The sequence below is a fragment of the Lysinibacillus sp. NPDC097279 genome, assembly GCF_044761745.1.
Classification (GTDB): Bacteria; Bacillota; Bacilli; order Bacillales_A; family Planococcaceae; genus Lysinibacillus.
The window spans coordinates 154075-175480 of the sequence record NZ_JBIWDA010000004.1 but is presented as its reverse complement, the minus strand read 5'-3'; the positions used below and the strand labels follow the sequence as shown (position 1 = coordinate 175480).

The 21406-nt window shown below is 34.5% G+C and carries 16 protein-coding genes; 7 read left to right on the top strand and 9 right to left on the bottom strand.

What is annotated here, in order from left to right:
* Positions 1-205 precede the first annotated feature (205 nt).
* Positions 206-2908, bottom strand: coding sequence for a M14 family metallopeptidase (locus tag ACIQ1H_RS16780; protein WP_402890242.1), 2703 nt, complete (start codon positions 2906-2908; stop codon positions 206-208).
* Between the two features lie 392 nt (positions 2909-3300).
* Entirely contained in the window at positions 3301-4233 is a 933-nt protein-coding gene (locus ACIQ1H_RS16775; RefSeq protein ID WP_402890240.1) for a D-alanyl-D-alanine carboxypeptidase family protein, read from the bottom strand.
* A gap of 185 nt (positions 4234-4418) precedes the next feature.
* Here ACIQ1H_RS16775 and ACIQ1H_RS16770 point away from each other — a divergent pair, with 185 nt between their 5' ends.
* The 4 genes from ACIQ1H_RS16770 (at position 4419) to ACIQ1H_RS16755 (ending at position 8449) form a co-directional block, all read left to right on the top strand.
* Positions 4419-5114: a response regulator transcription factor gene (locus ACIQ1H_RS16770; RefSeq protein WP_402890239.1), complete on the top strand. Its 696-nt coding sequence runs from the start codon at positions 4419-4421 to the stop codon at positions 5112-5114.
* On the top strand, positions 5104-6282 hold the full coding sequence (locus ACIQ1H_RS16765) for a sensor histidine kinase (RefSeq protein WP_402890237.1): 1179 nt from the start codon (positions 5104-5106) through the stop codon (positions 6280-6282). The genes ACIQ1H_RS16770 and ACIQ1H_RS16765 overlap by 11 nt, the downstream gene beginning before the upstream one ends.
* 183 nt (positions 6283-6465) lie before the next feature.
* The gene (locus ACIQ1H_RS16760; RefSeq protein WP_402890235.1) at positions 6466-7101 is read left to right on the top strand and encodes a TetR/AcrR family transcriptional regulator; all 636 of its coding nucleotides are present in this window, start codon (positions 6466-6468) and stop codon (positions 7099-7101) included.
* A gap of 88 nt (positions 7102-7189) precedes the next feature.
* Positions 7190-8449: an MFS transporter gene (locus ACIQ1H_RS16755; RefSeq protein ID WP_402890234.1), complete on the top strand. Its 1260-nt coding sequence runs from the start codon at positions 7190-7192 to the stop codon at positions 8447-8449.
* 259 nt (positions 8450-8708) lie between these two features.
* Here the strand turns inward: ACIQ1H_RS16755 and ACIQ1H_RS16750 are convergent, their stop codons facing one another.
* Positions 8709-9398 carry an FHA domain-containing protein gene (locus ACIQ1H_RS16750; protein ID WP_402890232.1) on the bottom strand — a complete coding sequence of 230 codons (690 nt, stop codon included), beginning with the start codon at positions 9396-9398 and terminating at the stop codon, positions 8709-8711.
* A gap of 203 nt (positions 9399-9601) precedes the next feature.
* Here ACIQ1H_RS16750 and bla point away from each other — a divergent pair, with 203 nt between their 5' ends.
* Together bla and ACIQ1H_RS16740 are read left to right on the top strand one after the other, a co-directional pair.
* The gene (gene bla, locus ACIQ1H_RS16745; protein ID WP_402890231.1) at positions 9602-10441 is read left to right on the top strand and encodes a subclass B1 metallo-beta-lactamase; all 840 of its coding nucleotides are present in this window, start codon (positions 9602-9604) and stop codon (positions 10439-10441) included.
* Between the two features lie 1023 nt (positions 10442-11464).
* Positions 11465-12187 carry a GntR family transcriptional regulator gene (locus tag ACIQ1H_RS16740; RefSeq protein WP_173479509.1) on the top strand — a complete coding sequence of 241 codons (723 nt, stop codon included), beginning with the start codon at positions 11465-11467 and terminating at the stop codon, positions 12185-12187.
* Positions 12188-12286: 99 nt separating this feature from the next.
* On the opposite strand, the gene ACIQ1H_RS16735 is transcribed toward ACIQ1H_RS16740, so the two are convergent.
* From ACIQ1H_RS16735 to ACIQ1H_RS16710, 6 genes are all read right to left on the bottom strand, one after another.
* Complete coding sequence (locus ACIQ1H_RS16735) at positions 12287-13960, bottom strand: amidohydrolase (RefSeq protein WP_402890228.1); 1674 nt, start codon at positions 13958-13960, stop codon at positions 12287-12289.
* 12 nt (positions 13961-13972) lie between these two features.
* Complete coding sequence (locus tag ACIQ1H_RS16730; RefSeq protein ID WP_402890227.1) at positions 13973-14914, bottom strand: AEC family transporter; 942 nt, start codon at positions 14912-14914, stop codon at positions 13973-13975.
* Positions 14915-14946: 32 nt separating this feature from the next.
* A complete protein-coding gene (locus ACIQ1H_RS16725) occupies positions 14947-16365 on the bottom strand; it encodes a sodium:solute symporter family protein (protein ID WP_173479512.1) in 1419 nt (472 codons plus the stop codon).
* A gap of 24 nt (positions 16366-16389) precedes the next feature.
* Complete coding sequence (locus ACIQ1H_RS16720) at positions 16390-16596, bottom strand: DUF3311 domain-containing protein (RefSeq protein WP_173479513.1); 207 nt, start codon at positions 16594-16596, stop codon at positions 16390-16392.
* A 461-nt stretch (positions 16597-17057) separates the two neighbouring features.
* Positions 17058-18725 carry an amidohydrolase gene (locus ACIQ1H_RS16715; RefSeq protein ID WP_402890224.1) on the bottom strand — a complete coding sequence of 556 codons (1668 nt, stop codon included), beginning with the start codon at positions 18723-18725 and terminating at the stop codon, positions 17058-17060.
* A gap of 10 nt (positions 18726-18735) precedes the next feature.
* Entirely contained in the window at positions 18736-19677 is a 942-nt protein-coding gene (locus ACIQ1H_RS16710) for an AEC family transporter (RefSeq protein WP_402890222.1), read from the bottom strand.
* Between the two features lie 538 nt (positions 19678-20215).
* Here ACIQ1H_RS16710 and ACIQ1H_RS16705 point away from each other — a divergent pair.
* Entirely contained in the window at positions 20216-21064 is an 849-nt protein-coding gene (locus ACIQ1H_RS16705; protein WP_402890220.1) for an MBL fold metallo-hydrolase, read from the top strand.
* The last annotated feature ends 342 nt before the right edge of the window (positions 21065-21406 follow it).

The window sequence follows — 21406 nt, the reverse complement described above, 5'->3', positions numbered from 1 at the left end:
ATATTGGAGCGTTGCAAACTTTACAGCAATGTAAAAACTGGATTATAAATTTATGGTGGAAAATAACGCTTAAAATAAGCACAAAATACCTATGACTACATTAATTAGAAACAGACAACTTTAATTTAGTTATCTGTTTCATTATAAAATTAAACAATTTTTTGTTGGAAAACCAATTCAGATAAATCGTCTGACCAGTATTGAGTTAATTAGCACTTATCGATGTGATAAAAAAGCTGTTAGCTAGCAAGCGGAAACTGCTCTTTGAATGTGCGCGAAAAGTTAGATCGTTTGCGAATAAAGTAAATGGTTGATCATCATAGTAGGTTGTAAATGCAAGAATTTTACCTTGTGCTTCCTCAAATCCAGGCCAAAAACCAGCAATAAAATGGTTATTATCTGCAACCTTTATAAGTACATCTGCTTCATCCGGTACAGCTGTGATCCAAGAGCCTGACGATACGTAAAAAGGTTCTTTTGCTTCATAGCCAGCCGTATACAAACTTTTTTTAACATTAGTTTGTAATAATCCTTCGTACCAATTATTTCCTTCATGATAATCATAGCCCTGAAGAAAACCGGCTTCCTTGATGGTGTAGAGTGCTTCTTGTCCTACACCAATATATGCTTTATCACGCAAAATTTCTTTTGTGACTTGTCCAGCATCATCAAAGATAATATCTGCTTCTTTTACGTTAACAACTGGGAATCCAAGCTCTTTAATTACAAATCTGCTATAGGCTGTCCCTAATACAGCAATTTTGGGTTGCGTTAGCGCTATAGTTTCAAGTGAACCCTCTGATGGAATAACGTCTAATGAATAATTATTTACATAGGCAAGCAAATCTTTTGTTCGCACAAGAAAATCACCAGTTTGAATATTACCAGCATCTTTAAGAACAAGCTTTACTTTTTTGCCGTCTTGAAGCAATTCATTTACGACTTTGATGGCATCATTATTTGAATTGGAAATGATATAAGAATCGACTTTTGCTTGAATCGTCGTTTTAGGCTTTTGATTGACTGTTACAATTTTTGTTTTATCCTTGAATGCGTTTACTTGACGAACCTCTATACAATCGAAGCCATGTAATGCTGGGAAATTTACAACGATTTTATCATTTGTAACTTCCCAATCGGAGAGATTTTCACCAGGGTATAGAATTGCATTAATGAGACCGCGCTTAGCTTGTTTCATTGGTATAACATATGTTCCTACTGGGTAAGGAACACCATTAATGGAAACAGTTTCAGTTGTTTCCTCAACTTTAAGTCCATGTCGTAGCAAGTAATCAATCATATTTGCCGCTTCAAGGGCATTTTTTTGCAATACGCCATCCTTTGGAATTACATAATAATCAGGGAAGAAGTTCGGATGTTCCCCACGATTTCGGCCGATTTCTTCGCCCTTTGAATTAACAAACCATTTATCGACTTCGCGGTTATCCTCACCATCAATTCCGCGTTTGAACAGCATCAGCTGCTTCTTAAAAAGCTCATCCTTCTGTTTTACAACAAAATCTATTGCACCAATTCCAACATAAAGGGCAGCATAAAGTGAATCCTGACTTAATGTGGGTACCTCGATTATATGTCCGAGAGAACCATGAAGCATAGCAAAACTCGTCGTATAAGACGGTGTAAAATCATCCCAGCCAATGCCGTAATCGAGCTGTGGAATTGTATAAGATTCAATCTTTGAATTAGCCACACCAGCACGTCCCATCGCATGTGCCTGATTAACCATACTTTCAGCTAGCAAATCATATTCGTAATTTGGATTATGAGGTGGTGTTCCGGGCTCGATGATAAAGTCTTCAATGTAGCCATGTAATTCAATAAAGGACAATGGTGTCCATTTTGCTAATTCTTGATTGACAGCAATCGTCTCTACTTGTGTTTGAAAGGCATTATCACGAATTAAATCAAATTCTTCAGCGTTATGCCTCTTATTTTTAGCGCGGCCATCTGGATTATGGGTAAAGTTCAAAAGTATAATGACATGATCAAGTACTTCATTTATATTCAATTTCACGTCCTGTTTAATGCCTTGTTCATCTGTCGTCTTGAACGACACTTCATCCTCAAGCGCAAACTTCTTTAGCAATTCTACTTGAGCATCAACACCCTCAATCTCATCTGGATGAATATTATTAAACCAAATTGGAACCTGATAATCACCAATCGTGCCATTTTCAAGTTTCTTTAATAGCTCTGTAGGATTTTCAAGGGCAGTAGGTAGTGTTTCATTTAAATATTTGTCGATTGCCATTTTGTCCTTTGCTATCATTACAAAATGAAGATCGCGACCTTCAGTGGATTTACCAAGCGTCTTATATGCTAAATAACGACCTTCACGCGCTTTTGAAAACACATCCTCTATAGTCGGCTTCATCTCTTCATATTTCAAATATTCATTGTAGACATTCAGTTTCAATGTTGTTGATGCCGATTCCTTTGATTGTAAATCTATTGCTTCAAGTTCGTATTCCCCTATCAATTCAGGATAAAGAATACGGATTGTTCTTGGAGATAAATCTGTCGTTCCATAAGGTAGACCAAATTTAAATTCAGCTTCGATGACAGTGGAGCTTCCAGAAAATCTAGGTTTTTTCACAATCGATATAAACGACTCACCGCTATATTCCTCAGCTTCATTATCCCATTGCTTCCACTCAGAAAATTCTTTTCCTCCGAATGTCCACTTTAGTTTATTGAGGTCTACAGTTCTACCAAAATCTACTTTTACTTTTAACGTACGTTCTTCAGTGATGGAAAGAAGGGATTGGTCAACTGTTAGCTTGACATTAGCTTTAAGCCCAGATTGCTCGGTCTGACTAAATCCTGTTTGTATTCCCATCGTCATGACAATTACTACTGCTACTAATAAGGAAATAATACTTTTCATAAAATTTTATCCTCCTTCTAATAAAAAGTTCAACCAATTTTCAATTGCTAAACGAATGATAAAATGGAGTCCGCAAACAAATAAATAAAAGCATTTTAAGATAAACATTTGGAACATATGATTTCGCATCAGTTCCAGTGACTATGTTATTAACAAATAATTTAGGAAGTAGATAGATTAACGAAAGAATTACTTAAGTATAAGAATTGATGCGCAGTCGTATAGGAGGGGATAAGACATATCTAGTTTGGAAACACAAATATCCGATGAACACAACGAGATATTGTTTAATAACGTTCTAATTAGTTCTGTTATCAAGAAAATTTTTAAGGGCAGTTGGAAGTGGACAGTGCTTCTGACCGCCTCTTTTAATTTTCTCTAGTTTGTCGTTTTTAAAAATGCTCAAATCCAAATGTAAGTAACTTATGTGTTTCAAGAAATCGAGCATCATCACTTTTTGTTCCCATTACGACCGAAATAAGTCGTGTATCCCCACTTTGTGCAGTTCCTGTAAAACAATATCCGGCAGTTTCAGTAAAACCTGTTTTTAATCCATCCACCTGTTTAAAATATAAATCGTGATTTTCGGGATATAGCATAGCGTTTGAATTTTTAAAGGTTGTCCCATCGTATGCTAATTTGTATTCAAGCAGTTTGGTTGTTTCAATTACATCAGGGTAATCATGTAATAATTGATTGGCTAGTAATGCAACATCTTTTGCTGTCATAACATTTTCAGAACCATCGATATTAGATAATCCTGTAGAGTTTACAAAGCTTGTTTTGGAAGATAGACCCATCTTTTTAGCTGTATCATTCATTAACTTTGCAAATTTTTTTTCTGATCCTGCTATGTGCTCAGCCAAGGCAATGGTAGCGTTGTTTGCAGAGTGAATAACCATTGCACTATATAAATCCCGTACTGTTAAAACATCATTGTCTTTGACATAAATTTTAACCGCTCGGGAGTCTATATTGTTGGCACTGTGTGACATTACAACCTGATCATCCCATTCCATAACGCCATTATTAATTTGCTTCTGTACGATATACTCTGTCATCAATTTGGACATGCTTGCGACTGGAAAAGGGATATCCGCATCTTGTTCCATTAAAATCTCCTCCGTAGATGCATTCAATAAGATTGCGGAATGACCTGTTATAGTTGGTGCTTCTATTGGAGAATCTATAAAGACTGGTGAGCGTTCAAAGATCTCTTTGTCCTCGTTTTTTTGATTGAACTGGTATGCTCCTACGTAGAACCCTATTAAAGCAATGACAATAATTAGTAATTTGCTTTTTCTCTTTAGCTTACTGCATTTCATCCTTTTTTCCTCCGTTTCTTCTTCTCTAAATACTTGTTAACAATTCTTTATTGTAGATAGTGAAGTTTAATAGAAAGGAAAGAAAAGTTAAAGAAAGTCTTAAGATTGCGGTTGTAGATAGTTTTTCGAAAGTATCTACGTTTATAATATAAGAATAATTTAGAAAAAATAGGTGGTGTTGTCTTATGAGTGCAGTTATTTTAATAATCGATGACGATTCTGATATAACGAATTTATTACGGATTTATTTAGAGGCGGAACACTATAAGGTTCATATAGCACATGATGGGGAAGAAGGCTTACAAATGCTGTCAAGGCATTCAATTAATTTAATTATTTTAGATGTGATGATGCCTAAAAAGGATGGGATTTTAGTGTGTCGTGAAATACGACAAAATAATCAAACTGTACCGATTTTAATGTTAAGTGCAAAAGCACAAGACATGGATAAAATATATGGTCTTACTACGGGGGCGGATGACTACCTTATTAAACCTTTTAATACATTAGAACTAATTGCCCGAGTAAAAGCTTTGTTAAGAAGATCAGGGTACTTACAAATTAACAAAGATTCCTCTACTGAATGTCTAATCTGTGGACCTTTAGAAATTAATAAACAGAAACATACTGTGAGTATTGATAATAACCCATTGAAATTGACTGCAATTGAATTCGATATTTTATGCCTACTTTGCAGTAAGCCCGGACGTGTATATAGTTCTGAAGATATTTTTCAATTGGTATGGAATGAACAGGAGATCTATTCTAGTAAAACTGTAATGGTTCATATAAGTAATTTAAGAGCGAAAATTGACCGCGCGTTAAATGGAGAAAAACTGATTGTCACTGTTTGGGGAGTTGGTTATAAAGTTGAATATTAGAGTGTTGTTACTAGAAATTGGGCTATTTTCGAAGTGGCGTCTTATCACCGCAATAATTTTATCCGCATTTTTATCCGCAGTTTCTCTATTTATTATTAAAAATGCGGTGGTAGGTTTTATTAATACATCAGTAGTTGGTAGTGGAATGGTTACTGAATTTATTACGTTATTTGGTAAGAGGAGAGTTAATGATATTCTATATTCTCATTGGCCATTTCTTCTTAGATTAATTAGTTTTTTTATAGTATTTATATTCTATCTTTTTTTATTTTACCGACGTGAAAAAAGCAGACAGTTTTTTAAATCTCTCAATCAGCTGGTTAGCGATACTAAAAAGTATGTAGGCAGTCCAGATACAAAGTTCCAACCTGTTTATCAAGATAAAAATTTGGTGCAATTAACAGAAAGTATAAATATGATTATCAGCAAAATGGATACACTGATAATGGAAGAACGCAATGCGCAGAGAACTAAAAACGAGCTAATTACAAATGTCTCCCACGACCTTCGTACGCCATTGACTTCTATACTTGGTTATTTGTCACTGATTACGGAAGATAAATATAGAGATGAAGTCGAACTAAGGCATTACATTAATATTGCCTATGAGAAAACAACTCTGTTGCATAGGTTAATTCAGGATTTATTCGAATATACTAGCGTGCAAAATCATCAGCTTAAAGTAAAAAAGGTACCACTAAATATAAAGGAAATGCTTGGGCAGCTAGTTGAACATAATCGTATTGAAATAGAGCATAGGCAGTTTGTTTGTAATGAGACATATTGTTCTGATCCACTTATTACAGAAGCAGACGGAAATCTCCTTATTCGTGTTTTTGAGAACCTGTTGTCAAACGCTTTAAAATACGGAATAAAGAAAAAACAAATTGATATTTGTGCTACATTAGATAATAAAAACATTTTAGTAGAAGTGATAAGTTACGGGATGCCCATCCCAGCTTTAGATTTACCTCATATTTTCGAAAGATTTTATCAGGTGGATAAGTCACGTGGAGTGCATTCTGAAAGTTCCGGTTTAGGACTTGCCATTGCTAAAAGCATTGTTGAATTACACGAGGGTGAAATAAAAGTGGAAAGCGATGTAGAAAAAACCGTGTTTTCTGTTTATCTGAAGAGCCTTTCTCAAGATGAACAAAGCTTAAAATAAATACCAATTATTGTATTTGCTATCGAAGGATAGTAAGTTGCATCATTATCACAATAAAAAAATTTGATGAAATGAAACACACTTATTGTAATTCGGCATTTCCGTGGATTCTGCATGGATTTGACTTATAAATTTCTAAGTGATATTCTCTAAACATACTACCGGTATGTATGGAGGAGAAGCATGGCTAGAAATAAACATCCTGAAAAAACCGTTCAACAAATTCTTTCGATTTCGTATCGACTGTTTTTAGAAAAGGGTTATGAACAAACAACGATACAGGACATTATTAATGAATTAGGTATGAGTAAAGGTGCTATTTATCATCACTTTAAGTCAAAGGAAGAAATCTTGCATGCAATTGGTGATAAGGGTAATTATTCAGATACAATTGAGCTGTATAAAAACCTTAACCATTTGAATGGACTGCAAAAACTAAAGAAGATAATAAAGAATGAATTTGAAAATCTTGAAAAGCAACAGTTTAATAGAAAGGCAATATCATTAACAGAAAATCCTAAATTCGTTAGTGTCTTATTAAATGGTACACTGAAATATGGTGCGCCAATGTTTCAAGAGCTTATCGAAGAAGGTAAAAAGGATGGCTCAATTTCTTTAGAGGATAGTAAAAGTGCCAGTGAGGTTATCTTATTATTAAATAATGTTTGGTTAAGCCCAATGCTAGGTCAAGTAAGTGAAGAAGATTTAGAACGTAGAATTTTATATTTAAAAAGTCTTACTGAACTTATGGGAATACCGTTTATGGATGACGAAGTTTTAAATGCGATGAAAAGTTATTTGAAAAGCATATTTAAATAATCAGCTGCCTATTAAAGGCGGCATATTATTTAAATAATAAATACCGCTGGTCGGTTTGTTTATAACATGATTCAAGGAAGGACATTATATGAAAAATAGGAGTCTATTTAAAAAGGATTTTACTTTATTAATTATTGGTCAGATTATATCTTTATTTGGAAATTCGATTTTACGTTTTTCTCTATCGCTGTATATTTTAGATGAGACAGGTTCAGCTGGAGCTTTTGGAGGTGTTCTTGCAGTCTCGATGCTTCCTACAATTTTGTTATCACCTTTTGGAGGCGTGTTGGCAGATCGAGTGAATCGAAGGAATATTATGGTTGGTTTAGATGTGATTACAGCACTAGTATGTTTATTATTTCTTACTCAAATAGGTAGCAATCAGATTGTTTTCTTAGTAGCAGGTGTGATGATTGTACTCTCCATGATTCAGTCTATGTATCAGCCAGCTGTACAATCGAGCGTTCCTATATTAGTAGATAGCCATTATTTGTTGCAAGCGAATGGTATTGTTGTTCAAGTTAACGCATTAGCTAATTTCTTAGGACCTATTTTAGGCGGAATGTTATACGGATTTTTGGATTTAAAGGTAATTGTTATAATTAGCGCATTTGCTTTCTTTATTTCAGCTATGCTAGAAGGATTTATGCGTATACCTTTTACTAAACAAGCTTCTGATGGAAAAATAATAAAAACAGTGATTATGGATTTAAAGCAGGCAATAACTTTTATCGGGAAGGATAATCCGGTTTTATTTAAGATTTTATTATTGGTTGCTGCTATTAATTTGTTTTTCTCATCGATGATTATGATTGGTTTGCCTTATTTAATAAAAGTAAAACTTGGTTTGAGTTCTCAACTATATGGTATTGCTGAAGGTTTTTTAGCTATCGGCTCGATTGGAGCAGGTCTGTTTATAGGATTAGTGGCTAAAAAATTCAACATTCATAACTCTTATCTATTTATCTTATTAGGAGGAATGTTATTATTACCTATTGCACTTGTATTAGGTTTACCAATACAACCGATGATTGCCTATGTTGTCATTTGTATAAGTACATTTTTATGCATCGCATCAGTAGGGATTTTTACCATTTTTGCACAAACGTTTATTCAAACAGAGACACCAAATGCAATGTTAGGAAAAGTAAGTGCGGTTGTCTCAACAATCGTCATGTGTTCTTATCCAATTGGGCAATCTTTATATGGCGTGTTGTTTGATTTTCTATCAGATCATGTATATGTTATTGTTTTATTTGCAATTTTTGTAGAGATATTATTAGGTTTTCTGACAAAACATTATCTCACTAAGTTACACGGAAAATCTTTGCATATAAAGAATGAATAATAATAACATGACAGAGTTAAGTTTTATCAATCGCACAATATGGATTGTAGCAAGTTGATGATTTTGTTGGGGTAAATAGGGGAATCATATGAGCCAGAAAATATAAGAAAACAGTTATAAATGCGATACATGCATGGTTAGGATTTGCCCCGTACACTTTTCGTAAGTCACAAATTTCAACGATGTATAACGAAAGGGGCAGATATCCTAACATTTTCTTAAAATGCCCGTACAAAAAATAGGCTATGTAGTGTAATGCTTACAAGTCTAATATATATCCGTAACGTGGGACCGAATTAATATATTTCCCGTATTTCCCTAATTTCTTTCTTAATCTATATACAAGCATATTAATTTCTTCACGTCCTACGTCCGGTTTTTCATTTTTATGTAAAATTCGTTCAGGCCAAACGGTAATTTTTATTTCATCATAACTTACTGCACAACCTTTATTTTGATGTAACAACCAAAATAGCCCTGTGTCTTTACTTGTAAGATAAATTTGAACACCGTCAATTAGTATTTCTCTTCGTTCAATATTAATAGTTAATCCAATAGAATCATCCATATTGTCATTTTGTAATATAGGTAATTCAAGCGTTTTATCAAGGCTGCTCTTCAAATGATGATGGAAAGTAAGAACCGAAGTGCCTTGAGCTAAACTAATAACATCCCTATCGTGAAGGAAAAAAGGTTTGTTCTTTTCAATGCTAGTATAATTTATTTCTGTTCCGTGTTTACTCTTAAGATCAATAATATAATAATTTCCACTTTCAACACCAATTAAAGCGTGTTTTCTTGAAATGTATTGACTAGTAAAAGAAACGTCTGGTATAAAATCTCTCCCCTCACGCCCTAATACAATTTCAGTATTTGTAATAAAAATTCTATTTTGTTTAGTAAGTGTTTCTCCCTTATTTATTGAAATATAAACATCCTGATTTAACATCTGTATACTCCTTAAGGAACAAATTTAGTTTAAAGTATGCAAAGGGTATCTTATCATATGAACTTGAAATGTAAAGAATCGGTTCTTTATCTAGGTAATAGTCATTCTTTTTTCTTGTACTGTTAGCGTTTTGTTAGCGTTCTGTTATTGAACAGGGCAATATCTCAATCTAAAATGAACAAGGAAAAGGAGGAGTTAGAAACATGAAGAAAAAAATAATGAGTTCAAAAAAAGTTTTATTGTGTGTGTTAAGTTTCGCAGTAATTATGGCATCGTTCTTATTGCCAATAGCTACATCTAAAACATACGCATCTACTAAAAGCGAGGAAAATAAAGGAATTGTAAAAGGCAGCAAACAAACAGAAATTAGCAACGAGGATGGTTCGGTTAAACTAACAAAAATAAATGATGAGGTATGGGTCCACACTACCTATACAAATATGGATGGCTTTTCAGTACCAGCAAACGGTCTGCTTATTAACTCATCCAAAGGTCTTTATCTTATAGATGCTACGTGGAATGACCAATTAGCAAATGAACTATTAAAAATGATTGACCAAAATTTCCATAAACGTGTAAAGAAAGCGATTATTACTCATCATAAAATTGATCGTGTAGGCGGTATCCAAGCGTTATTGGATGCTAAAATTCCTGTTGAAAGTACGTCGTTTATTGCAAAAATGATAAAGGATGAAGGCTATCCTCAAATTAAAACTACCTTGGATCGAAATCCTGTATTTAAAGCAGGAAAAGTTAGTATAGAGACATATTATCCAGGTGAAGCGCATACAAGAGATAATATTGTAGTATGGTTACCTCAATATAAAATTTTATTTGGCGATATGATTTTTGCACTTGAACAAGGCAATGTCGGAATAATTGATGAAGCAAATATGAGTGCGTGGCCATATACAATGCAAAATCTCATTAATAAATATCCAGACGCAAAAGTAGTTATTCCTGGGCATAAAAGTTGGGGAGATTTTTCACTTCTCACTCATACAATAGATAACTTAAAAAACTATGAATTAGCTAACCAATAAGGAAGCTTAAACAAGTGTGAAAAGTTAGCCTCTTCTAACTATTTCTATCTTGTAATTGGGCAAGCATTAGGATGTAAATAGAGTTTCATGCAATAACCACATGTGATAACTTTGTTGCAATCTTTAGAGCATTAAATGCTACAAATTATTATAGTGAACCTGCATTTTATATATAGGACAGCAATAGAGCCATCTAACTATAGATGGCTCACAGCTTATCGACAAAAGGGATTAAGAATAGAAATCTTACTCCCTTTTGTTATTTTTATTGTGAAAAAGGGGTTCTTACTTTCGTCAGCATCCCCTCCCTATAAAGCTGGTTGCCATAATTATAGTAGACTGCTAGCAATTCATATAAAGTTGATTGCAGTGGAGGGCGGGCGACTCCTGCTCAGAACGCACAGTACGTAAGACGCAACAGACCGCGGGTTAGCGAGGGTTGCGGCTTACGGTGTGCCCGCGGAAAGCGCCCGCCCGTAGCGGAAATCAACTGCAGTAGCCCTCTAAGGTTATTTAATGATTCAAGCAGACAACTAGCAAACATAATCATAAGTGCAATAATTGTACTGTATTTTAACTTTGTCCTTCGAAAAAGCATGTTGACACTAGTTGATTGGAGTGAAGGGCGGGCGACTCCTGCTCAGAACGCACAGTACGTAAGACGCAACAAACCGCGCGCTAGCTAGGGTTGCGGCTGACGATGTGCCCGCGGAAAGTGCCCGCCCGTAGCGGAAATCAACCGCAGTAGTCATCACCTATATTAGTTTTAAAGACAAATCCCAAAAACCTCGAGCTTGTCTACAGTCTGAGAGCCATCTAACTATAGATGGCTCTATTTAATTTAGAAGAATACCTTAAATGTAGAACGACAAGAATAGAGTAATTTACAACGCAATGATGTGGACGCGGTCTTGTCGGTCTAGATATAATAGAAGTAATGATAATTATGGGTATTCAGTTACTTTTAGGATTTATGATGATATGTAGATCAATCTAATTATCCCTTTTGAAAGGAGTGCAAAAATGATTAACTCAAATAATCCAATACCTCTCCATATACAATTAAGAAAAATGATCGAAAAGAAAATTAATCAAGGTATATATATCGGTAAAATACCAAGTGAACGTGAATTAATGGAAGAATTCAATGTTAGTAGAAGTACAGTGAGAGAAGCCATCTCTCATTTAGCAATAGACGGTATTGTGGAGAAAAGACATGGTAAAGGTACATATATTACGAGAAAACCAGTTCATTACTGGTTAGGTAATTTAATTAGTACGACTAAAAGTATTGAAAATATGGGAATGAAGCCAGGAACGAAGTTAATTAAACATGGGATTGTGACGGTTCCTAATGAAGTGAAAGAAGCAATCAATTTAACTGAAGCATATTTGATTAAGCGTGTACGTTATGCAGACGATATGCCGATCGCTATTGAGACACAATACTATCCAATTGAAATTGGCGAAAAGCTTTCTAAACTCGATATTAAAAGTGGTACATTGTATGACTTATTAGAGGATGAAATGAATATTCAATTACATGATGCAGATGAGGTTATTACGAGCAAGCCAATTTCCAAGGAGGATTGTAAATTGCTTGATATTAAGGAAAACAGTAATACACTCCATCTGACTCGCTTTGTTTACGATATTAATGGGGATCTTATTGAATATTGTATTGCTGATTATAATCCTGGTAAGTATGCATTTCACTTCAAGTCTCAACGGTTAAAGAAGCAATAAAACTGGATAATTAAATTTTAAAAACTACTGACAAATGGGGAGTCAGTAGTTTTTTTAGAAAATATATAAATAGTTACTATTGGGGAATAGTAATTATTTTTACTTTGAAAAAGCTAATTGTTTACTTTCATACACAAATTCACCATTAATCATCGTAGCTAAAATATGAATGTCTTTAATCGTCATAGGCTCAACGGCTGTAGGGTCCTTATCTAAAATTGCAAAATCAGCTAATTTCCCTATTTCAATACTACCTAAATCCTGTTCGTCGAAGTTCAATTGGGCACCATAAATCGTCATAGATTTTAAGGCACTTTCAACATCAATTTTTTGTTCTTCTCCTAATACATGCCCATCTCTCGTTATACGGTTAACTGCTGCCCATACTGAAAAGAGTGGGGAAATAGGTGTAATAGGACAATCGGAATGTAATGTATATAATAAGCCTAAATCATCGGCTTCTTTTAATGGGTTCATTCTCGCTGCTCTTTCAGGCCCTAAAAAGATGTTTTTATGGCGATCGCCCCAGTAATAAACATGATTAATGAAAAATGAAGCAGCAATATTGTAGTCTTTCATTAATTTTAAATCTTCAGGTGTAGCAGTTTGCACATGTTCAATTCGATGACGATGATCACTTTGTGGTGAAGTATCAAGTGCATACTGATACGCTTCTAAAATCGAGCCTATAGAACGGTCTCCATTTCCGTGTGTTGCTATTCTATAGCCACGATTATGAAAATCTAATACGTAATTGTTCAAAATATGTTGTGGGAAAATAAGATCTCCATATAAATTGGGATCATTATAATATGGTTGACGTAAAGCGCCAGTAAGTCCTTGAATGGAGCCATCTTGGAATAGTTTTGCACTATCTAACTTGGCCATGCCGTTAGAATCCTCTACTATTTTTTGATTTAGTTGATGTGCATCATATTCCTCGAAAATGCCACCCTCCAATAATAAATCATTCATTATCATGAATCGCATTCGCATTGGATGTGCTTTTTCTTTCAATGCCTCAATATGGATATCGTACTCTATTGGACCTAATGTTAATCCAACCCCTGCATCCGTATTCGTTGTGATTCCTTGTGCTAAATAATCTTGAGAAGCTATGCGAATTAACTCAATTACTTCTTTGGTCGATGGAGTAGGTATACTATTAAAAACTAAGTCCATTGCAGCTGGCTCATATAAAACGCCATTTAAATTATTGAATGCATCCCGTCCAAAATGACCCCCATCTGGGTCTTTAATAGAAGCATCTAACTGCGCGATTTCTAGTGCTTTTGAGTTTGCAACTGCAAGATGATTTGAAATATGGCGGATAAATATAGGCCGATCTGTACTTACTTTATCTAAGTCTTCTCGAGTAGGATGTCTATTCTCAGTAAGCATTGTATCATCATAGCCAAAGCCTAAAATCCAACCGCTATCAGCGCGTTCGTTATGGAACTCCGTTAACTTACGCAATATATCTGTAATGCTTTTATTATGCGTAGGGGAACAATCTACTTGAGACTTGTTTAGCGCATAGATTAATAAATGGTTATGTGTATCGATAAAACCAGGAATTAACGTTGCCCCATTTAAATCTACCTCGTTCATGCTTTTAGTCAAAACTAAAGATTCTTTAACTCTAGTAAACTCATCCTCAGACCATAATCCTACAATTTTTCCCTCGTAAGAAGCTAAAACATTAGCACGAGTATTTTTGGCATCTAACGTAATAATATTTGCATTTTTAATAAGTAAATCAACTGTAATCATTTTATTGACCTCCTAAAAGTAATTTAATTTAACCAATATTAATAGAAGTAACGGTATCGATAACAATGAAAAGATTGTTGAAATAACTGTGACAATAGCACCTAATTTATCATTTGCATTATATTTACTAAATAAAATAGATGACAATGTTAGAGCAGGCATCGTTGCTTGAATTAGTAAAGTTTGTGCAATGATATGATCGACAGTAATAAAACTAATCATGATAAATACTACAATTGGTAAACCAAGAAGTTTCACTAAAGTAGGAATAATCGATTTACTTTTCAGTACTGTAAATTGAGATTTATTTACAGACATAATTAGTATCCCGATATAAAACATAGCAAGTGGTGATGCCAATGCAGCTAATTGATTAGTTAATGTAATAAAAATAACGGGAGGACGATAATTAACAAAAGCAAAGAATAAGCCACATACAATTGCAATCGTAGGAATATTAATCATCGATTTTAACGTGCTAAAAGAAAATTTCATCGTTTTTTGCAGCAGCATAACGCCAACAGTCCAGATGACCAAGTCCACACCTGCATCAAAAATTGCGGCATATAAAGCACCTTTAGGACCTAAAATTGCAGCACATAAAGGTATTCCGATAAAACCTGTATTGCCAAGTCCAGAGAGAAGGGCAACTTCAGGTTTCATCGTACTTTCCTTATCAAAAATAGTAATCAATAACCATCCTAAAAAAATGCCAATTAGACAAATCATCATAGATAACACAAATACCATGCCAATATTTTTAAGAATAGTAGGGCTAATCTCTACCTTAAATATGCTTGATAAAATAATACAGGGCATCGCAACGTTCACGATGATTAGTGTATAGGTTTTACGAGTGCTTTCATTAATAGGTGTAATTCGAGCAAGTAATATACCTATTAAAATCATAAATCCTATTAATAGTATTGATTCAAAGACAATAGAATACTCCATTAAATGCACTTCCTAAAACGATCATTATTAAACTATTTCTCCATGCGTACAGCTACTATCGGTGTTAGCAACTGTTTGTTTTTAGATGTTAGTAGACTCACAATAATCAACACAGGGAAGTTGAAACATAATGCAATCAGTCCTGTATTAATTGCAAAAATACTAATACCTGCAAATTGGAAGGATAATGCGATTACCGTACCCGTTAGAATACCTGCACCAACCCCTATCGCAGTAGCTCTTTTCCAAAAAATAATGGAAAGAATACCAGGTAATATTTGACCAAAGCCAAAGTAAGCTGTGTTAATTAGATTTAGCATTAAACTTGGAAGAGATACAGTTAACAACATTGAAATTAATAAATAAACAATAACAACAACTTGTGACCATTTGCGTTGTTTATTTTCTGGAATACTTGTCACAATGTTACGAGTAAAAATACCACCAACTACTAAAGAAATAACGGCTAGTACGAGTAGCCCTGATAGTGCGGCCCCAGCAGCTACTAATCCAACTACCCATGAAGGTAATAATTCGATGGAAGTTGCAATAAATGCATGGTTAGGGTTATCAATGTTCGGTAAAGCAACTAGAGCAAAATATGCCGAAGCAATTAAGAATGGATACATAAGCATATACAGTGGCATAAACCTTTGAGCACGCTTAATTGTCCCTTCTGATTTACTTGTGAACAATACATTTATAATAAATGGGAAACAATAGAAAGCTACTGCTTGGAAAATAATTGTCGTTATTGAAAACGTAACTTGTTCTGTCGAACCAAAAGATAATGAAGCACCGTGTTCTTTTGCAGTAGTAAATAGATTATTTACACCATCAAGTTTTGAAAAGGCTGCCCAACCTACGATAATAATAGCTGCGAATAAAAGAATATCTTTTAAAATTGATATAACAGCAGGTGCTTTTACTCCAGAAATCGCAACATACACATATGCAATAGCCCCAGCAATGATTACAGCAATAATAGGTGGGAAATCGAAGCCTAAAGCATTTAAAGCAACTATAAGCCCTTCAAACTGTAACTGTCCCCAAGGAATGAGGAATAGTAAACAAGTACAAGCCACTAGTAATTCTAAAGGTCTGCTAGAAAAATGGCTTTTGAATAAATCAGGAGCGGTCATCGCATTGTAGTGTTTGCCAGCCCGCCAAATAAGAGGTGAAAGGAAGTAGCCTACTGGATAGGCTAAAAGAATGTATCCTAGAAACCAAATTCCGTAGCTAGCCCCTTTTGCGTATATGCCTCCAGGAAACCCAATAATTGTTCCGATACTATACACTTCACCGATCGCAAGGAAGAATAAGATAAATCCGTTAAAAGATCTTCCACCAACTAAATAATCTGCTACGTTGTCTTTTTTCGATTTACCTTTTGAAAGAACTGCTAGAATTAGAGAAAAAATAAGAACACCTATGAAAATTGCAACTGCCATTATCCATCCCACCTTGTAAATTAATTAATCATAATTTTTTTTATCAAAGAAAAACCAAGAACAAGAAATACAAATAGATGTCAGAATGAACCATAAGAACATCCAAAAATAAAGAATAGGAAAACCTAAAATAAAATGTTCGGAGTAACGAAAATAAATTAACCCACCAGGTATACAAACAACTGGTATAACAAGACCAATAAAGACATTCAAAATTGTTTTGCGGGACATAGCATAACTCCTTTCTAAAAAGTAAATAACTATAACTTGTCATGACGTACGTACCAGTTGTGTTATATTCATTTACATTTCCATGGTTTATTTTGGAATAGTATATAAATTTTAAAAAAGGTTGTCAACATAATAATGGTGTTAAAGTAGAAAAAAATGATTTAAAAGAGAATTATTATTTAGTATATAAATGTTTTTATAGGTATTTTCACTTAAATTTGAAGGTGGAAAAGAGGATATTGGGACTCGAAAATGTAATGAATAAAGTATGTCTAAAGATTCTGATAATACTAACGGAGTAATAGAATAATTTTACTAAGAGAACAATGAAAACGCAGGGGAATGGAGGGCGCAATACAGAACTGGTATGAATTTTGAATATTCGGAAAACTACTGACGGATGGGGATCGTCAGTAGTTTGTCTAACATTTATAAATAGTTACTATTTGGGGAGATAGTAATTATTTTAACTTTGATAATGCCAACTCTTTATTTTCAAATACAATTTCACCATTAATAATGGTTGCTAAAATATGAATATCTTTTATCGTCATCGGATCAACGGCTGTTGGATCCTTTTCTAAAATTGCAAAATCAGCTAATTTCCCTATTTCAATACTACCGATATCTTGTTCGTCGAAGTTCAATAGAGCGCCGTAAATCGTCATTGATTTTAAAGCGGTTTCAACATCAATTTTTTGAGCTTCACCTAGTACATGTCCTCCGCTCGTTACGCGATTAACCGCTGCCCATATTGAGAAAAGCGGGGAGATTGGCGTAACAGGGCAATCCGAATGTAATGTATACAATAAACCTAAATCATCTGCTTCTTTCAATGGGTTTATTCTCTCTGCTCTTTCTGGTCCTAAAAAGATATTTTTATGGCGGTCACCCCAGAAATATATATGATTAATGAAAAATGAAGCAGCAATCTGATAGTCTTTCATAAACTTCAAATCATCTGGTGTAGCTGTTTGCACATGTTCAATTCGATGACGATGGTCACTTCGAGGAGACGTTTCAAGTGCATGCTGATAGGCTTCAAGGATCGAACCAATCGCACGATCTCCATTACCGTGTGTGGCAATTCTAAAGCCCCGATTATGGAAATTTAATACGAAGTCATTCAAAGTTTGTTGTGGAAAAATAAGATCCCCATATAAACTTTGATCACTATAGTATGGTTGACGTAATGCTCCTGTAAGCCCCTGAATAGAGCCATCTTGGAATAGCTTCACGCTATCTAATTTAGCCATGCCATTAGAGTCCTCTAAAATTTTTTGATTTAGTTGATTTGCATCGTATTTTTCGAAAAAGCCATCTTCCAACAACACATTGTACATAAACATTAAACGCATTCGCATTGGATGTATTTGATCGCTTATTGCATCTATATGAATATCATATTCTGCCTGTCCTACCGCTGCATCTGTATTAGTAGTAATTCCTTGTTCAACATAATCTTGCGCAGCAATACGAATTAAATCCATGAATTCTTCTTTTAAAGGAGCAGGAATATGATCGTAAACAAAGCTCATGGCAGCATGTTCATATAAAACCCCATTTAAATTATTCGCAGCATCTCGTCCGTAATGACCGCCTTCAGGATCGTTCACAGAAGCATCAATATTCGCAAGTTCCAGTACTTTGGAATTGACAACGGCAATATGATTTGAAATATGGCGGATAAATATAGGGCGATCTGTACTTACTTTATCTAAGTCTTCTCTAGTAGGGTGTCTGTTATCTATGAGCATTGTATCATCATAACCAAAGCCCAAAATCCAACTGTTGTCATCTCGCTTCTTATGAAACGCCTCTAAATTGTATACGATATCTGCAATGCTTTTATTGTGCGGAGATGAACAATCTACTTGGGCCTTATTTAAGGCATACACAAATAGATGATTATGTGTATCGATGAAACCAGGGATTAATGTTGCCCCATTTAAATCGAGTTCCTTGGCATTTACTTCGAGAACTAACGAATCCTCTGCCTGCTTAAATTCACCTTTAGACCATATTCCTACAATTCTTCCTCTATAAGAAGCTAAAACATTAGCACGAGTATTTTGAGCGTCTAAAGTGATAATATTTGCATTTCTTATAAGTAAATCAACATTCATCATATAATTCCTCCTAAAAGTAATTTAATTTAACAAAAATTAAAAGAAGCAATGGTATTGACAATAAAGAAAAAATTGTTGAAATTACTGTTACAATTGCACCTAATTTATCGTTCGCATTATATTTACTAAATAAAATAGATGACAATGTCAAAGCAGGCATTGTAGCTTGAATTAATAAAGTTTGCGCAATTACATGATCGAGCGTAATAAACCTTATCATTATGAATGCTACAACCGGCAAACCTAGGAGTTTAACGAGTGTAGGAATAATCGATTTACTTTTTAGTGCGGTAAATTGCATTTTATTTACAGACATTATAAGTATTCCGATATAAAACATGGCGAGTGGAGAGGCAAGTGCGGCTAATTGATTTGTTAACGTAATAAAAATCATAGGAGGACGATAATTAACAAAAGCGAATAATAAGCCACACACAATTGCAATGGTAGGAATATTAATCATCGATTTCAGCGTGTTAAATGAAAATTTTACCGACTTTTGCAGCAACATAACGCCAAAAGTCCAAATGACCAAATCAACACCTGCATCAAAAATAGCAGCATATAAGGCACCTTTAGGCCCTAAAATAGCCGCACATAATGGTATGCCGATAAAGCCTGTATTGCCAAGTCCAGAGAGAAGAGCAACTTCAGGTTTCATCGTACTATCTTTATCAAATATAGTGATGGATAGCCATCCTATTAAAATGCCAATTATACTTATAATAATTGACAGCCCAAAGACTATTCCAATATTTTTAAGAATAGAATGATCGATTTCTACTTTAAAGATACTCGATAGAATAATACAGGGCATCGCGACATTTACGATAATGAGCGTGTAGGTTTTACGAGTACTATCATTAATGGGCGTCATTCGAGCAAGTAATACACCTATTAAAATCATAAATCCTATCAATAAAATCGATTCAAAGACAACAGTATACTCCATTAAATGCACTTCCTAAAAACAATCATTAGTAAACTATTTTTTAATGCACATAGAGACTTAGATTTCAGTAAACTGACAATATAACGTTTTAAGTTCAATAAAATGCAAGAGGAACACTACATAACCACATAGTATTGATGGATAGAGAATAACTCCTTTCTAAAAAGTAAATAAAATAACTTATTGTGATGTACGTACCAGTATAGTTAGGTTTATCTACCTTTTGAGGTTTAATTTGGAATAGTATATAAAATTTAAATTACGATTGTCAACATAAAAATGGTTTAAAGTAGAAAAAAATAATTCGAAAGAGAATTATTATGCATTTTTAAAAATGTGACATAGTTATTTCTAGTATATAATTTTTTTACAGCAATTATTACAGTTGCATTATCTAGGTAGTGGACAACAAAGAACAGTACTATTTCCTTCGTCTGGTTTAGCGTATTTACCCTCTTTTGTATTAAAAAACTTCTTCTAAATAGTAAATTTATGCTTTTTGAATTAAACTATTATAAACGGAAGGAGATAATTTATTATGCATTCAATTAACAAAATAGGTGACCGTTTTTGGTTTATTACGCCAATCTCAGAAACCGATCGTCCCATTCTAGGAATGGTAGTAGGCAATAACAAAACATTAATGATCGATGCAGGTAACTCGGAAGATCATGTACAGTATTTTCAGGATGAACTTTTAAAAATGGGGGTTCCTAATGCGGATATGGTAGTTTTAACGCATTGGCATTGGGATCATATTTTTGGCCTTTCAGCATTACGTAATATCGTTTCCATTGCTAGCAGCGCAACAAAAGAAGAAATGGAGAAATTAATTCCGTTCTCTTGGTCAGATGAAGCAATCGATGAGCGTGTAAAAGAGGGAATTGAAATTGAATTTTGCGCGAGAGCGATTAAAGAAGAATTCAAAGATCACCGTGATATTAATATTGTTTTACCAGATATGACGTTTGATAAACGGGTGGAAATTAATCTAGGTGGGATAACTTGTATTGTTCAACATGTTGGAGGGGACCATGCAGCGGATTCTGTAGTTGTCTATATGAAAGAAGAAAAGATTCTTTTCCTTGCTGACTGCATTTATCCTAATCTTTATGCTGTAAAAGAAAATTATACAATTAAGGAAACAGTGCGATTATTAGATGTTTTAGAGCAATTTGATGCAGACACATATATCCCTTCCCATCAAAAGCCGATTTCAAAAGAAGAGTTTAATCTAGAAGTGGTGAAGCTTCGAACGATTGCCAACTTTACAGGTCGTCTTGGTGGAGACGAACAGAACATTATTAAGGAATATGAAAAACACGTACAAAGAGAACTGACAGAAGATGAACGCGAAACAATCGCTAACTTTGTAAATGGATATTAATTCAAAATAATAATACTGCGGTTGATTTCCGTTACGGGCGACGCTTTCCGCGGGCACAGAGTAAGCCGCAACCCTCGCTAACGCGCGGATTGTTGCGTCTTACGTGCTGTGCTGTTCCCGCAGGAGACGCACCCTTCACTTCAATCAACTAGTGTTACATTCTCTTGCAGAGGAAAAGGATAAAATACAGCACAGTTATCGCACTTAGTCGTCTGCTTCAATCATTAAAAAATAAATTTAGAAGACTACTGCGGTTGATTTCCGTTACGGGCGACGCTTTCCGCGGGCACAGAGTAAGCCGCAACCCTCGCTAACGCGCGGATTGTTGCGTCTTACGTGCTG

Bases quoted from the DNA above. Each gene is read 5' to 3' on its own strand.
- ACIQ1H_RS16780 (WP_402890242.1), bottom strand. From the start codon at position 2,908: ATGAAAAGTATTATTTCCTTATTAGTAGCAGTAGTAATTGTCATGACG.
- ACIQ1H_RS16775 (WP_402890240.1), bottom strand. From the start codon at position 4,233: ATGAAATGCAGTAAGCTAAAGAGAAAAAGCAAATTACTAATTATTGTC.
- ACIQ1H_RS16770 (WP_402890239.1), top strand. From the start codon at position 4,419: ATGAGTGCAGTTATTTTAATAATCGATGACGATTCTGATATAACGAAT.
- ACIQ1H_RS16760 (WP_402890235.1), top strand. From the start codon at position 6,466: ATGGCTAGAAATAAACATCCTGAAAAAACCGTTCAACAAATTCTTTCG.
- ACIQ1H_RS16755 (WP_402890234.1), top strand. From the start codon at position 7,190: ATGAAAAATAGGAGTCTATTTAAAAAGGATTTTACTTTATTAATTATT.
- ACIQ1H_RS16750 (WP_402890232.1), bottom strand. From the start codon at position 9,398: ATGTTAAATCAGGATGTTTATATTTCAATAAATAAGGGAGAAACACTT.
- bla (WP_402890231.1), top strand. From the start codon at position 9,602: ATGAAGAAAAAAATAATGAGTTCAAAAAAAGTTTTATTGTGTGTGTTA.
- ACIQ1H_RS16740 (WP_173479509.1), top strand. From the start codon at position 11,465: ATGATTAACTCAAATAATCCAATACCTCTCCATATACAATTAAGAAAA.
- ACIQ1H_RS16735 (WP_402890228.1), bottom strand. From the start codon at position 13,960: ATGATTACAGTTGATTTACTTATTAAAAATGCAAATATTATTACGTTA.
- ACIQ1H_RS16730 (WP_402890227.1), bottom strand. From the start codon at position 14,914: ATGGAGTATTCTATTGTCTTTGAATCAATACTATTAATAGGATTTATG.
- ACIQ1H_RS16725 (WP_173479512.1), bottom strand. From the start codon at position 16,365: ATGGCAGTTGCAATTTTCATAGGTGTTCTTATTTTTTCTCTAATTCTA.
- ACIQ1H_RS16720 (WP_173479513.1), bottom strand. From the start codon at position 16,596: ATGTCCCGCAAAACAATTTTGAATGTCTTTATTGGTCTTGTTATACCA.
- ACIQ1H_RS16715 (WP_402890224.1), bottom strand. From the start codon at position 18,725: ATGATGAATGTTGATTTACTTATAAGAAATGCAAATATTATCACTTTA.
- ACIQ1H_RS16710 (WP_402890222.1), bottom strand. From the start codon at position 19,677: ATGGAGTATACTGTTGTCTTTGAATCGATTTTATTGATAGGATTTATG.
- ACIQ1H_RS16705 (WP_402890220.1), top strand. From the start codon at position 20,216: ATGCATTCAATTAACAAAATAGGTGACCGTTTTTGGTTTATTACGCCA.